Here is a 14,077-nt window from a genome sequence, read left to right on the forward strand (position 1 = left end):
TTATTTTAAAAAAGTAAATCTTTTTATTATTTTAAAATAATCATTATTGTATGTATATTTTTTATTCTGTTTACAAAATGTAAGCATTTCAATATACTTTTATAGTATTTCAATATATTAATTTTCAGAATATTTTGGAGATGGAAGGAGTATCCATAATGAAGAAAGCGAAAAAGCAAGGGTTTGTTCTTCGTTCGTTAGATACAATTGAGGTTGTTGGAAATAAACTCCCACATCCAGTGACATTATTCTTTTATTTTGCTTTAGCTATTGTAATATTATCGGCTATTTTTTCACTGGTTGGTTTACAAGTGCAAGATCCACTTAATGAAGGGGAGATCATTGAGGTTAAGAACTTACTAAGCGCTGAAGGAATTTCTTATATGTTCACAAGTGCAGTAGCCAATTTCACAGGCTTTGCTCCGCTTGGCACGGTACTTGTAACGATGCTAGGGATTGGGATTGCGGAGCGTTCAGGCTTAATTAGTGCGATGCTGCGCGGGCTCGTTACTTCTGTTCCAAAGCAGCTATTAACGGCTGCACTTGTCTTTGGTGGTATTATGTCAAGTATGGCAGCGGATGCAGGCTATGTTGTGTTAACACCTCTTGGTGCGGTTCTTTTTGCTGGTTTAGGGAGACACCCATTAGCTGGACTAGCTGCCGCTTTTGCAGGGGTGTCAGCAGGTTATAGTGCGAACCTCTTGCTAACATCACTCGATCCGCTATTAGGTTCATTGGCTCAGGAAGCGGCAGCAACCTTTGATCCAGGCTATGCGGAAACGATGAACTATGCGATGAACTGGTATTTTATGTTTGTTTCCGTGTTTGTGTTAACGATTGTTGGAACGCTTGTGACGGAGAAAATTGTTGAACCACGGTTAGGAACATTTAAAGGCCAAGTAGAAGAAGAGGTCAATTATTTAAAAGCCGAAGAAAAGACAGGCTTATGGGGAGCACTTATTGCATTTGTTGTTACATGTGCGGCTTTAGCTCTACTCATTGTTCCTGAATGGGGACCGATGAGAGGTGAAGATGGTGCAATCATTAGTTCACCATTTTTCTCATCACTTGTACCTGTTATTTTAATTATGTTTTTCATTCCTGGTTTTGTATACGGGAAGCTAACGAAAACGATTAAGGATGATAAGGATGTTGCCGATCAATTGTCTGATACGATGGCGACAATGGGTGCGTATATTGTCTTAGCTTTTGCGGCAGGTCAATTCGTCGCTTACTTTAACGAAACGAACCTCGGTCAAATCTTAGCGATTAAAGGTGCTGAATTCTTGGAGAATACAGGTTTTACCGGAATTCCACTTATTTTAACGTTTATTGTTGTGGCTGGTTTTATTAATATATTTATCGGAAGTGCCTCTGCAAAATGGGCGATTATGGCACCTGTGTTTGTACCGATGATGATGGGTGTTGGCTACTCTCCTGAATTAACGTTAATTGCTTATCGAATTGCTGATTCAACGACAAATATTATCTCGCCTTTAATGCCGTATTTTGCAATCGTAATTGCCTTTGCGCAAAAGTATGACAAAAAGGTTGGGATCGGAACTTTGATTTCAACGATGCTTCCATATTCAATTGCTTTTTCGATCGTTTGGATCATTATGTTAATCGTCTGGATGACATTAGGTATTGATTTAGGACCTGGTTCGCCGACTTATTATTAAAATTAAAAAAGCGTAAGGCTAGCCTTTGTGGCTTTGCCTTACGCTTTTCTTAGTCTTCTGTTAGTTCACTAATTGCAACACTTTGCTTTTGCTCAGGGTTGTCAATCGGATGGATGGTTGCTTTTCCGTTGCTGCGGTCAACATGTTCAATGTAAATTTTTTGACCGTTGTGCATGACTGGAATCATCGTTTCGGAAGAAGAAATTTCTTGTGCTCGTTCTGTTTCCATGACACTAACCTCCTAAATGGTTTTATCCTTACTATTTATCAATTTGATGGAGGTTATGCATGTGATTCGTTATAAGTTGAACGTAGAAGGTGTTTTAATCGTGTTTCTTTCTTCTTTTGCTTCATATAGTAACTGATCTGCTTCAAGAAGTAGGTGGTCAAACGTATCATTCTCTTCTTTTGTAGAAAGGCCAATGCTTAATGTAAGCTTAATACCAGCAGTTAATTCCGTGTGTTCAAACGTTTGCTGAATTTTTTTCGCTGTTTCGAAGGCTTGGTTTAATGATGTTTGCGGTAATGTGAGAGCAAACTCTTCACCACCAATGCGACCAAAAATCTCATCGTGCTCAAATAAATCACTACAGATGGTTGCGAATTGGTGCAATACTTGATCACCAACGTTATGCCCGTACGTATCATTAATCGATTTGAAAAAGTCGATATCAATGATCATAAGAGAAAAAGGAGTTTGTTTCTCAAGTGACTTAGCAAACTCACTTCTTGATAAATCGACAAAATGACGACGGTTGTGAACTCTTGTTAAATAATCCGTAGTTGCTTGAATGAAGAGTCGCTTTTCTGTCCATTTTCGTGATGTAATATCCATTAACGTTGTTAAGTGACCAATGAATTCCCCTTTATGATTCTTCAATGGCGAAACAGATACTTCATAATAGACTTTGGAGTCAGGTGAAACTTCAATTTGAACTTCTCTTAAATTGGAATAGCTTTTCTTCCATTGCTCATATTCGTCTAAGCGTTCATACCAATTGTGTCCTAGTGTAAGAGGGCCTTGTCCAAAGTTTCGGAAATCTTGTATGATGATCTCCGACGCTGCGGGATTTTGATCGATTAGTGTACCTGAAATATCAGTAACGATAACACCGCTTTTCATCTTTTCAATGAGCTGATCTCTAGCGATTGGCCAAATATAAAAGAGTCTGTAGCGAAATAGGCCCCATGCAATGAAAAGGCCGCTGAAAATAAGTACAATCGAAGTTGGAGCAAATGGTGCAAATGGATTGAAGTCAAATAAATCCAAGAGCATCGAAATAACTGGAATTAACAGCCCGGTAATTAATAGGACATATTGCCGATTAAAAGGATGTATAGAATGTTTATAAGAACGATATAAAATGAAAAAGCTAATACAAATGAGAAAATAGGCATAAACAATGAAAAGAAGGCTTATCATTGTTCGATCATACTGAATAACCGTTAAGGAGCGGACCTGTTCTAGAGAAACATTTGTATGTAACAGAAAATGATGGTCATTGGTCCATATAAGAATGAGTGTTACAATGAGCGGAAGGCAAATGGGAACCAGATATTTCCCCTTTCCCCATTTGTCGTGTCCGCAATATTGGAGAGCAAAGATAAAATAGCAATAGGCCGATCCATAAATACCAACTTGAGAAAAACGCATCCAGAATTTCTTTGCTTCAAAGCTTTCAACAAGTATTTCAAATGTATAACCAAACGACCAAACAAGGGCACACGCCATTAGCCAAGCAAATGAAATGGCTCCATTAGCATGACGGTTGCGCAGGGCATATATAATTAATAAAATTGAGATGATTGATGATGTAGTTAATATAAAGTGATGTGGTGTATCGAAATTCATGTCGATTCTCCCATTTTAAAATGATAATCGTGTGAAAACGAATAAATATAGTTCAATTTCACTAACGTCTCTATCATATATGATCTATGTGTGTTTATCCATTGAAATGTGTGTAGGAAGAACTAAGATCTTTACATAAAGAGAGATTATGAGCTAATAAGGAGATGGAGAGGATGATGACAATGAAATGGATCCGGCTAAAATCAGGCTTAAAAGAGGATCATCTCGCTAATCGCTTAAAGTACAACCCAGAAATTTTAGAGCTTCATTTGAACGAGGAGGATATGTATCAACCTGGACGCCTTGTTGATACGATAAAGTGGTTACAGAGTCAAGGGGTAACGGTATACCTTCATCATCCTTCTAAGTACAAAGGCTACTATTTAGATATTATTAGTAATGATAAGGAAAGACGTTATTTTTATGATTGGTCATCAAGTGCACTTGCCACTATTTGTGAAAAAATGAATGTGAAATGTGTGATTCATTGTCATTATGCTAACTCGGAAAGCTCAAGAGGAATCGATGATCAGGTCAAACGATGGAATGTACGTAAGCGTATCGAAGAAATATTATCGATTCATCCGACATGTTTTTTATGGGAAGATACAATAGGTGGAATCTTTTCAGCTGAAAACCCTTTTTTACGTAAAGAAATTATCGAGCCATTAAATTTACCTCTCACTATCGATATTAGTCATTCATTTATAGCTTTAAACGGATCGAATGAACGACTTCAAAAACATCTTGAAAATTACGCTTATTATGCTAAATATTATCATGTGGTCGACAGCAAGGGCCTCAAGCATGATTCATTGCCACTTGGTGATGGGAATATTGATTGGAAGATGGTCAAGCCATTTGTCGTTGATACAGATTTTATTTTCGAGATCGGATTAAGTGATTCAGACCATTTGGATTGTAGTCCGATGCTTGCGAGTGCGGCGTATTTTGCAAAGGTATAAACTACTAGAACAGGATACTAGGGTGTGTAGCTGAAGTAACTTATTTGAAGATAACCTAGGAGAATCAAGGGGGCATAGAAGAGTGTGGTTTCCGACTATCGCTTGCTTAACCTTAACACCATAGAGGATCCTCATTCCGTAAATTAGGGGAAATGGAGCTAGAAAGTGAATAAAAGGAATCCTCATTCCGCTGATCATAATTGTGAAAAATGAGGATGAAGCGGTTGAATAGCGGAATGAGGAACCAATTCATGTTAATGCTCTAGCGCTTGTAACGGCTCAGTACGACGTAATGAAGAACCTTCCATTACCTCCTTACTCTGCAACTTCTATCTTCTCTGACTGATCCTTCTTTTCCAAAGGTGTTGGTTCGTTGTTTTCGTTCATTTGACTTTCACCGTTAAAGCGTGCACCATCTTCTATAATCATTCCGTTCATTTGGGCTTTCCCGGAGAAAGAGCCCCCTGCTTGAATTTGTAGTTTCTCTGTGGCGTGAAGCTTTCCTTTGATTGTTCCTGCAATGATGACATTTCTAGCTGAAATAGATGGTTCTACTAAGCCATCCTTACCGACGATGACATCACCCTCACATTCAACTCCTCCAAGTATCTTACCTTCCACTCGTAGACTTGTTTGTGTCTTAATCGTTCCTTCGATAGTCGTATCAGCACCTATGACTGTGTCGAATACTTTTGTTTTATCATTTTTAAACATCGAATCTTCCTTTCTATGATAGAGCTTGCTTACTCGTAATCTAAAAATAGAGTCATATATGGATACGGGTCTACTGGCTCACCATACTTCCAAATTTCATAATGTAAATGTGGCCCAGTACTTCTCCCTGTACTTCCTAGTAATCCAATTATTTCCCCTTTCTCCACTTCCTGTCCAGTTTCAACCTTAATTTCCGAGAGGTGAGCATACAACGTTTCATAGGTTGAAGAATGCTCGATAATAATTGTATTTCCATACCCACCGTAATATTGAGCTAAAGTGACTGATCCATCTGCTCCGGCATAGATAGATGTTCCTGTAGGTCCACCTAAATCAATCCCGGAATGAAAGGCTGATGTACGGCGAAACGGATCTTCTCTTAGACCGTAATGTGAGGTGATCGTTTGCACGTCAGCAGGCCATGCGGTAGGGACTCTTTTTAATGCTTCACTCATTTCATGAATATCGGCAATCGTTGTTTGATAGCTTTCAATCAAGCCTTGAAGCGTCAGGTTATCTAGATCCATCTCTTCATTCTTTTTTAATGAATTCGAAACAGGGATGTCAATCCCTCCACTAGAGTCAGAGGAATTTGCTCGGTCGTTAGCTTGCTCGACTGTATCAATGATTTCAGACATATATTCACGCATTTCATTTTCTAGAGTGGCGAGGTTTTGCATTTTTGTCTCATATTCTGTTGTTTCATCTTCTAAAAAAGCTAGATTTAAACGTAGTGATTCGACCTTTTCCGTATGATACGCTAATTCATCGCTAAGCATTTCGTTTTCTTGTGTGAGCTGTTCGTTCGTATGTTGGGAGAAAAAGAAAAAGGCTAAAGGAATGAAGATCACTAATGGAAGTCCAGTTAAAACGAAGGACGGAATATTTAGATGAATCACAGGTTTGGATGAGTTCGAAAAAATAATAAAAGACCAGCGACTTGTGAGCCGTTTCTTCCAATTCACTCGTTTATCCTCCTTATTTTAATGTTTACTTCGACATGTTTCCCAGGAAATATTGTAAGCGTTACAGCATTTTTTCTATTTCAACATTTGCCATTATAACATCAAATTATGACATAATACCTATTTTTTCGATAAAAAATAAATTTTTATTGGGGTATTACTAGGTAAATTCGGAAGAGAGTTAATAGTTAATTTGGGAGAGAGAAAGAAGAGTTAGTAAGAATGGACTTCTTAATTAGCTTTTATGTGTGATGATTTCAAGCCTTTAGAACTACTGAACGAAAATGGTTAATTTTATATGGGAGTAAAAGGTATGATATGTTATAATTTGGAGGTTGTTATTTATGAAAATAGTACCTGTTGAAAAGATGAGTTGATAGTTCAAATGGAATATGAAGAGGTGTGACAAAATGAAGAGACTTATGAAGAAATTACGATTTAAAACATTAAGAGCGAAAATATTAGCAGGATTTTTCGTGGTGCTATTTTTAACACTTTATATAAGTGTGAGTGGCGGTATTATGACTTATATAGTCAATCAAAATACAACGAATATTGTAGAGGAAGATTTACCACTGTTAATGGCAAATGAACGTTTAGCTTATAATATGGCTGAAAGGATAGCAGCTTCAAGAGCGTATATTTTATATGGTGATGAGGTATATAAAGAAGATTTTGAAAGAATTACTGAGGAAAGTATTGAACATCAGGAATATTTACTTTCAAATAGTGATTTTCCGCAAATGGAATATTTAGTTGAACGTTCAATGGAATGGCGGGCTATAGTTGAAGATATTTTTATCGATTACGATAATGGCAATATTGAGCTTGCAACACAGCGGCTACGAGATGAAGCACAGCCGATTGCGATCGTACTAATGGGTGGCTTTCAAGAAATGGCTGAATCCCAGTCAAATGATGTCATTGAGGAAGGGCAGGAACAAATACGTTGGGCGAACATTTTTCAAAGTATTGCAATTGGAGCGGGCATAATAGCGGTTGTCATTGGTGTTATCATCGCCATTTATACATCCAACCAAATTTCTCGTCCTGTCAAAATGGTTTCAACCCGTATGCAACAGATCGCTGCCGGTGATTTAAGTCAGGAGCAGCTACAGACGAAATCTCAAGATGAAATCGGTCAGCTAGTCGATGCGACAAATAAAATGACCGATCAAATGCGTGCATTATTATCACAAATTACAGAGGTGTCTGGAACGGTTACGGCTCAAAGTGAGGAATTAACGCAATCAGCTGATGAGGTGAAGCAAGGAGCGGAACAGGTTGCTGTAACGATGCAGGAATTATCGACTGGTGCTGATGCACAAGCGAATCATTCTAGTGAGATTTCTGAAACAATCGAACTATTTGCGACGAAGGCCAATACGGCTAATTCGAATGGTCAAGGTGTCTATGAATCATCACAAGGTGTGTTGGAGCTAACGACAGAGGGTAGTCAGCGTATGAAGGAGTCAGTTGGACAAATGACGAATATTGATCAAGTGGTGAGTGGAGCAGTAGAGCGTGTTCAAGGTCTTGACCAACAGGCACAGAACATTTCGCAGCTTGTGGCGGTTATTCGTGATATTGCCGAACAGACGAATTTATTGGCATTGAATGCAGCGATTGAAGCAGCAAGAGCAGGTGAACATGGAAAAGGGTTTGCGGTTGTAGCTGATGAAGTACGCAAGTTAGCGGAGCAAGTGACAAATTCAGTTGGAGATATTACGAATATCGTAAGTGGGATTCAAAAGGAATCGAATGACGTTGCCTTATCATTACAAAGTGGTTATGAAGAAGTTGAAAAAGGAAAGCAGCAGATGGAGTTAACAGAGGAAACGTTTACGAAGATTGATCGAGCGATAGCTAATATGAGTTCACGTATTCAAGAGATTACGACAAGCCTTTCTGAGATGGCTCATGATAGCCAGTCTATTCATTCATCAATTGAAGAAATTGTCTCTATCTCAGAAGAGTCAGCCGCAGGAATTGAAGAAACGACGGCCTCCTCGCAACAAACGAGTAGTTCGATGGAAGAAATGGCTGAAAGCTCAGGAGAGCTAGCGAGATTAGCACAAGATTTACAAGACTCGATGAAGAAATTTAAATTGTAGAGTTGAAAAAAAGGCACTGAAAAAGTTTGACTTTTAACTTTTTCAGTGTTCTTCTTTTTTCTATTGAATGCGAATGGATTTCAAAAATAATCGTACACATTTCGCTGAACGAAGCATACGGTTCAATGGCTATACGAGACACGAATTTATTTTGTATAATAGTTCTTAGAAAAATAAGAGATGGAGTGAATGATTGTGAATGTATTCGTACGTGCCCTTACGACCCTTTGTTTGTTGCTTTTAGTAGGCTGTGGGACAAGCAATGAGCCTGATAGCCATGATGAATCTATTACAGGAGAATGGTCAGGGGAGGATAATCCAGCTGTGACGATTGAGATGGAAACAGGAGGCGAGGTTGTCATTGAGCTTTATCCTGAGGTTGCACCAAATACAGTTGCCAATTTTATTGCGCTAGTCGAGGATGGCTTTTATGATGGTTTAATTTTTCATCGAGTTATTCCTGGGTTTATGATTCAAGGTGGAGACCCAGAAGGAACAGGGATAGGTGGGCCTGGTTATTCCATTGAGGGGGAATTCTCCTTAAATGGCTTCGAAAATGAACTTGTACACGAACGTGGAGTCATTTCGATGGCTCGTTCGCAGCATCCGGATTCGGCGGGGTCACAGTTTTTTATTATGGTGGATCAAGCTAGCCACCTCGATGGTGAGTATGCAGGGTTTGGACAAGTGATAAGTGGAATGGATATTGTTGATCAAATTGTAGCAGTAGAAACGGGTGCACAGGATCGCCCAGTCGAAGAACAGCGTATGTCCCGTGTTGTTGTAGATGTGAAAGGGATCGACTATTCTGATCCTGTGAGGATTGAAAATTAATTAAAAGAGGTTGGGAAAACGAGGGCACTGAAAAAGTTGATTTGTCCTTTTTCAGTGCTCTTTGGAAAACACTTTTGTTCTAGTCTTTTTACTTTTTATTAAGTTGAGGTACACTGAAGGAATTTCTATTGTAGACCGATCGCCTTCATCACGAGTGCTCCATTGATGAAAGCACCATTTCTTTTGCATCTTCTAAGTGTATAAGGGCTTCTACATGGTTCATCCTAATTGGTAATTGCGCTATAAGAGGGATGAGCGCTTGATGTAATTGTCCTGATTCAACCTCGATTTGTTTAGGGATACTTAGTAGTTGGTGTATCAATTTTATTAGTAGCTTCTGTAGGTTTTCTTCCAAATTATCATGTTGAAGCAACTCAATAAAGGTAATCATCCCGGTTTGCTTATTCATAGCAATGACAACAAATGGGAAGAAGGGACGGTCATCCTCTTCACTTTGAACAGGCTCTGATGCAAAGAAGGAACCGATCTCAAGCGTCACATCTGCCACCTTAAGTCTTTTCACTCGCTTTAGGTCAAGTTCATTAATAAATAAATCGATAGGCTGCTTCGTTTGATGCTCTAATGCTGGTTCAATATAATCGTTGTACCACATTTGATTTTGATCGAGCCTTCGAGTGAACCAAGGCCCTTCAAATGCCGTTGGGATGTTAGACTTGTTTTGCCTAATAAAAGGAGCAAGCTCTATTATTTGTTCTAGCAATCCATTTAATATCTCGATTTCTTCATCATTGATTAACCAAGGGTAATAGCCTGGCTTGAAGCTACGGAACATAGGCCATTGCTTCTTGCATGAAACGAGGCATTGTGTGCTTTAATAAACTCATAGTCCTCACGTTCAAGCTCGTCCCGATCGGATAGAGATAAGAGGATTGAACGTTGTTCGAACAAAATCGCTTCATGATGATGAAACTCGCCATTCAATGTAGAATACAAGGCTTTTAGTCCATCATTTCCCAAATAGCATGCGAGGCCGAATTCCTCCTTCATTGCCCCTAATACGGAGCAATAAGCATAGTTCTGTATGGTCGGAACCCAAATGACGATAATTTGATCATCATTTAGACATTCCCATAGAGCCAATTGGTTAAATGTTTGTGCTAAATCGAGTAAATGAGCCTCTTTATTCTGAAGAGCAGGTTCAGAAGCGATCTCCTTTAAAATATTTGAGTGTTCAGCTAATTGGATATTAATCATCTCGCGCAACGCTTCATTATCTAACTTATCTTGAATTGCTTCACTAAAAGGGTCTTCACCAGGTGCAGGTCTTATTGCTTTGAGACAATAAGGGTATTCGATTTCTGGTTGGGGTTGAACGATTTTCTCTAAAATAATCTCATGCTGCCAACCTTCACCAAGGTCATATGTATATATGCAACGATCTTTCTCTTTTTTGAAATGTGTCTTTAAGCGCTCGTTTTCAGTCTTTAAAGCTGGATTGAATGCGTTGAATTGCGGAAAAAATATCCGGAAATTATCTGCTACATCATCTGGAGTAGTTGGTTCAATGAATGTTGTTGTTCGTTGTCCATTCGTCTTCCTCATTTCAAATTGGTGTAGATGCATGTCATTCCAATCAAACATCATTTGAATCAACTCATCTAAGTCTTCGAAGGTACTCTCACTATCAATTAATAGGCGACGCCAAATGGGTGGTTTTATATGAGATAACGTTATTTTCAACTGAAAAATCATCAAAATCCTCCTTGCGTTGTCGAATTCGTCATTTATGTAAAAGTAAAGGAATAATATGTTTGTCCTATTACTTTGCCATTCTATTTCCCCTTCTATTAACGATCATAAACAGCATCAAAAAGCTAATAATACCTAATTGATTTACGCCAATATCAAGTATTCGGCCATCACGATTAAAGAACGGCTGTATGATTTCAAGAGCAATACTAAATGAAAAGCAAATGATAAGTGTTAGTCTCCATTTTTTTAAACATGTGTATAATAAGCCTGTTAATACGAAAAAGGATACATAATGTCCGATTTTTTGGATGGTCAAAAAAGGTTCTTGACGAGATAACGTATAAGGCTCCATGAACTCAGAATAATTAGGAACAACGAAAGAAAAGCGAATAATCCCATCAGAAATGAATAATGTAAAGCTACTTGTACAATACAAAATAAACACAAAAAGAGACCATATTAAAAGAAGGAGCCATTTAGTTACATGAATGTGTCATCACTCCTCTGACGCATATTAGATCTTCCATAACATTTCTATACGGATTGTTTAAATCCTGCTGTATGTTAAGAACTCTTAAAGATGTTCTTTAAAATAAGCTTTTGCCATATAGCCACGGGAGTATGTGTTTCATAAAAATGGTTAAGCGAACCCCGTTGCCAATAGGATAGCGAAGTCTTGTTAGTTTTTCTTGACGAGATAATTTGACGACTAGATGAGCGACCTCTTTTGGGTCTCCATATGCTGGAGATGTCTTTTTAATATGCTGCTTGAGCGCAGCGAGTGTACGTTGATAAGGTGAGTGTTCATGTGTACGTATGTTGGCAAGTCCAGACGACCAAATGTTTGTTTGATAGGAGCCAGGCTCGATAACAGCGACCTGTACGTTGTAAGGCGCAAGTTCTAGTCGAAGACTCTCTGTATAGCCTTCTAACGCTTGCTTTGAAGCCACATAAGCTGACAAACCGGGAAAGCCAATACGGCCGCTAATACTACTCATCATTAGTATGGTTCCTTTTCTATTCGTTCGCATGTGTGGAAGAATAACTTGAGTCATGGCGATAACACCGAAAAGGTTCGTTTCAAATTGCTGACGATAGGCATCAATGCACAATTCTTCAGCAAAACCGGCTTGGGCAATGCCGGCATTGTTAATGAATAGAACAATAGGTGATATTGATTGAATGTAGTCTTGAAACGCTTGAATGGAAAGGGAGTCGGTGACATCAAGCTCGGTGACACGAATTCGTTTAAGAATTTGAGGGTCTTCGATAGCCTCATGTAATACATGCTTCTTTGATTGATTGCGCATTGTCGCTATAACGGTAAATCCAGCCTTTGCTAGTTCAATCGTGATGTGGAGACCGAATCCACTTGAAGCACCTGTCACTATTGCGAATTTTTCCATGCTTGTCCCTCTCCTTCCTATTATAACAGGTCAGCACAACGCTGCTACCGTGGCTTTTCCTATCCAAAACGCCTTTTCACTTTTTCATAATAAGTGTGCAGTAGCTGTTTAATTTGCTCGAAATCTTGCTTAGCCAATGCATCGACAAGCTGTTGGTTCATTTCATTAGCTGAGTAATGACTTTGATGCGGGGTACGGATGTAATTGACGATCGAAAAGCGAATAATTTTATCGAAAAAGCCGTCAATGACTTTAAGCATTTCCTTATTGTTCGTCCCTGAAATCATCGTTCGTAAAAATGAAATTGAGTGGCGTGAATAGCTAAATAATCTTGATTGCTCGTACATGTATACTGCTTTTTCAAATGATAATGTAATAGCTCGACATCGATATCCAGTTCTTCTGGTTTTTGATAATAAAATTGATAGAATTGAAAGGAGAAAATGACCTCGAAAATTTCGAGGAACTCTTTATAAGAAATGTCACGTACTAATATACCGCGATTTTTTACGGTTTCTAAAAATCCTTCGCGCTCTAATTGGGAAATGGCTGCTCTGACAGGGGTGCGACTCATTGCCAATGTTTTTGCTAGCTCATTTTCAGATAGAAGTGTACCAGGCATATATTCCCCATTTATTAAACGTTCCTTTAGAAAATCAAATGCTTTATTTTCAAGTGGCTGCATGTTCATCTCCAACTTTCTACATTAAATCCAATTTTAATAACCATCTTGTTTTCTATCATAGCGTTCCTTTCCTTTCATTGTAAATAGATTATCGCTCATAACTTGTTTTACAAAATCTTTACGACTTTTGAATACCGTCTTTATAGAAGCTTAACAATGTGCTGATATTCTTTAGTTATATACAAGGTTGTATACAACCTTGTATTCTAATGCGATGAGGATGGTGAATGTGGTGAAAAAAGTAGGTTTAATGTTGCTATGGATGACGGTGCTATTGATCTTTACAGCGTGTTCGGAAGACTCGAGTACGAAAGAGGTGGATGAGAATGGTTGGCCAACGACATTACGAATGGGAATGATGGCGACAGAGGATGACAACAATATGGCGCGTTCATCAAGTGCTTTTGCTGAGGATTTAGCAGAAGAGTTAGGGATCGAAGTTGAGATGTTTGAAGGTCAAGACTACAATATGATGATTGAAGCGATGCGGGCAGAACAAATTGATTTGACGAATTACGGGCCGTTTGGTTATATTATCGCCGTTGAGCGTAGTGGGGCACTACCTTTAGCAATCTTAGGAGAAAGTGAAGAATCAGCGATGTATCAAAGTGTCATTATTGTACCAGCCGATTCGCCCGTTGAAAGGTTAGAAGAGTTAGAGGGAGAGGATTTCCTCTTTGTTGATCCAGCTTCGACCTCAGGACATTTGTTCCCAAGAGCTTCCATGCTATCACAATTAGGAATTGAAAATGAGCAGTTAGAAGGCTATTTCAATAGTGTTACATATTCCGGGGGGCATGATAAATCGATTTTAGCGATTGCGAACGGAGATGCAGCCGGTGCGGCGGTTTGTGAGTTCTGTGTGGAAATGTTTGCTGAATCAGGCTTGTTTGATCCAAGTGATGTTCGTGTCATTCAAACAACTGATCCAATTCCTGGAGGTCCTTTAGCTTATAGAGACGGTCTGCCGGAAGATTTAGTTGAGAAAATCAAAGACTTTGCTCTTTCTTATCACGAGAAGAATCCGGAATATTTCGAGGTGATGGGGATGAAAGGGTATTTTCCCGTTGAGGATAGTGATTTTGATGTTATCCGAGAGACGGCCGAGTTATTAAATATGTCACCAGAAGAGATGCTGAATTAAGGG

At 38.8% G+C, this 14,077-nt stretch carries 13 protein-coding genes and 2 pseudogenes; 5 read left to right on the top strand and 10 right to left on the bottom strand.

All coding sequences use genetic code 11. The annotated features are described in order from the left end of the window. Window positions 1–158: 158 nt before the first annotated feature. The gene (locus JCM9152_RS12985) at window positions 159–1,682 is read left to right on the top strand and encodes an AbgT family transporter (RefSeq protein WP_035345000.1); all 1,524 of its coding nucleotides are present in this window, start codon (window positions 159–161) and stop codon (window positions 1,680–1,682) included. A 49-nt stretch (window positions 1,683–1,731) separates the two neighbouring features. Here JCM9152_RS12985 and JCM9152_RS12990 read toward each other — a convergent pair whose 3' ends face one another. Beyond that, a complete protein-coding gene (locus tag JCM9152_RS12990; protein WP_035345003.1) occupies window positions 1,732–1,911 on the bottom strand; it encodes an H-type small acid-soluble spore protein in 180 nt (59 codons plus the stop codon). A 69-nt stretch (window positions 1,912–1,980) separates the two neighbouring features. Then, on the bottom strand, window positions 1,981–3,534 hold the full coding sequence (locus tag JCM9152_RS12995) for a histidine kinase N-terminal 7TM domain-containing diguanylate cyclase (protein ID WP_035345006.1): 1,554 nt from the start codon (window positions 3,532–3,534) through the stop codon (window positions 1,981–1,983). Between the two features lie 173 nt (window positions 3,535–3,707). Between JCM9152_RS12995 and JCM9152_RS13000 the strand changes: the two genes are divergently transcribed. Next, window positions 3,708–4,499, top strand: coding sequence for a TIM barrel protein (locus tag JCM9152_RS13000; protein ID WP_052015943.1), 792 nt, complete (start codon window positions 3,708–3,710; stop codon window positions 4,497–4,499). 315 nt (window positions 4,500–4,814) lie between these two features. Here JCM9152_RS13000 and JCM9152_RS13005 read toward each other — a convergent pair whose 3' ends face one another. Continuing rightward, window positions 4,815–5,213 carry a bactofilin family protein gene (locus tag JCM9152_RS13005; RefSeq protein WP_035345009.1) on the bottom strand — a complete coding sequence of 133 codons (399 nt, stop codon included), beginning with the start codon at window positions 5,211–5,213 and terminating at the stop codon, window positions 4,815–4,817. A 29-nt stretch (window positions 5,214–5,242) separates the two neighbouring features. Next, a complete protein-coding gene (locus JCM9152_RS13010) occupies window positions 5,243–6,178 on the bottom strand; it encodes a M23 family metallopeptidase (protein WP_035345011.1) in 936 nt (311 codons plus the stop codon). Between the two features lie 410 nt (window positions 6,179–6,588). Here JCM9152_RS13010 and JCM9152_RS13015 point away from each other — a divergent pair, with 410 nt between their 5' ends. Then, the gene (locus tag JCM9152_RS13015) at window positions 6,589–8,292 is read left to right on the top strand and encodes a methyl-accepting chemotaxis protein (protein WP_035345013.1); all 1,704 of its coding nucleotides are present in this window, start codon (window positions 6,589–6,591) and stop codon (window positions 8,290–8,292) included. 189 nt (window positions 8,293–8,481) lie between these two features. Beyond that, a complete protein-coding gene (locus JCM9152_RS13020; protein WP_035345016.1) occupies window positions 8,482–9,126 on the top strand; it encodes a peptidylprolyl isomerase in 645 nt (214 codons plus the stop codon). A 148-nt stretch (window positions 9,127–9,274) separates the two neighbouring features. Here JCM9152_RS13020 and JCM9152_RS13025 read toward each other — a convergent pair whose 3' ends face one another. From JCM9152_RS13025 to JCM9152_RS21435, 6 genes and pseudogenes are all read right to left on the bottom strand, one after another. Next, on the bottom strand, window positions 9,275–9,739 hold the full coding sequence (locus JCM9152_RS13025) for a DUF6930 domain-containing protein (protein WP_439644207.1): 465 nt from the start codon (window positions 9,737–9,739) through the stop codon (window positions 9,275–9,277). A gap of 78 nt (window positions 9,740–9,817) precedes the next feature. After that, a pseudogene (locus JCM9152_RS13030) lies at window positions 9,818–10,839 on the bottom strand (plasmid pRiA4b ORF-3 family protein); the annotation flags it as partial. A 67-nt stretch (window positions 10,840–10,906) separates the two neighbouring features. After that, window positions 10,907–11,329 carry a VanZ family protein gene (locus JCM9152_RS13035; protein ID WP_148296502.1) on the bottom strand — a complete coding sequence of 141 codons (423 nt, stop codon included), beginning with the start codon at window positions 11,327–11,329 and terminating at the stop codon, window positions 10,907–10,909. Between the two features lie 74 nt (window positions 11,330–11,403). Then, window positions 11,404–12,245: pseudogene (locus JCM9152_RS13040) on the bottom strand (SDR family oxidoreductase). 59 nt (window positions 12,246–12,304) lie between these two features. Beyond that, window positions 12,305–12,592, bottom strand: a complete 288-nt coding sequence (locus tag JCM9152_RS13045) for an FCD domain-containing protein (RefSeq protein WP_369384559.1) — start codon at window positions 12,590–12,592, stop codon at window positions 12,305–12,307. Further along, window positions 12,529–12,930, bottom strand: coding sequence for a GntR family transcriptional regulator (locus JCM9152_RS21435; protein ID WP_052015945.1), 402 nt, complete (start codon window positions 12,928–12,930; stop codon window positions 12,529–12,531). The genes JCM9152_RS13045 and JCM9152_RS21435 overlap by 64 nt, the downstream gene beginning before the upstream one ends. A gap of 232 nt (window positions 12,931–13,162) precedes the next feature. Between JCM9152_RS21435 and JCM9152_RS13055 the strand changes: the two genes are divergently transcribed. Continuing rightward, the gene (locus JCM9152_RS13055; RefSeq protein WP_235715710.1) at window positions 13,163–14,074 is read left to right on the top strand and encodes a phosphate/phosphite/phosphonate ABC transporter substrate-binding protein; all 912 of its coding nucleotides are present in this window, start codon (window positions 13,163–13,165) and stop codon (window positions 14,072–14,074) included. Window positions 14,075–14,077 lie beyond the last annotated feature (3 nt).

The sequence above is a fragment of the Halalkalibacter hemicellulosilyticusJCM 9152 genome (assembly GCF_000513115.1).
Classification (GTDB): domain Bacteria; phylum Bacillota; class Bacilli; order Bacillales; family Bacillaceae_D; genus Halalkalibacter; species Halalkalibacter hemicellulosilyticus.

Coding starts and splice junctions, on each gene's coding strand:
- JCM9152_RS12985 (WP_035345000.1), top strand. CDS start 159: ATGAAGAAAGCGAAAAAGCAAGGGTTTGTTCTTCGTTCGTTAGATACA.
- JCM9152_RS12990 (WP_035345003.1), bottom strand. CDS start 1,911: ATGGAAACAGAACGAGCACAAGAAATTTCTTCTTCCGAAACGATGATT.
- JCM9152_RS12995 (WP_035345006.1), bottom strand. CDS start 3,534: ATGAATTTCGATACACCACATCACTTTATATTAACTACATCATCAATC.
- JCM9152_RS13000 (WP_052015943.1), top strand. CDS start 3,708: ATGATGACAATGAAATGGATCCGGCTAAAATCAGGCTTAAAAGAGGAT.
- JCM9152_RS13005 (WP_035345009.1), bottom strand. CDS start 5,213: ATGTTTAAAAATGATAAAACAAAAGTATTCGACACAGTCATAGGTGCT.
- JCM9152_RS13015 (WP_035345013.1), top strand. CDS start 6,589: ATGAAGAGACTTATGAAGAAATTACGATTTAAAACATTAAGAGCGAAA.
- JCM9152_RS13020 (WP_035345016.1), top strand. CDS start 8,482: ATGATTGTGAATGTATTCGTACGTGCCCTTACGACCCTTTGTTTGTTG.
- JCM9152_RS13025 (WP_439644207.1), bottom strand. CDS start 9,739: ATGTGGTACAACGATTATATTGAACCAGCATTAGAGCATCAAACGAAG.
- JCM9152_RS13045 (WP_369384559.1), bottom strand. CDS start 12,592: ATGTACGAGCAATCAAGATTATTTAGCTATTCACGCCACTCAATTTCA.
- JCM9152_RS21435 (WP_052015945.1), bottom strand. CDS start 12,930: ATGCAGCCACTTGAAAATAAAGCATTTGATTTTCTAAAGGAACGTTTA.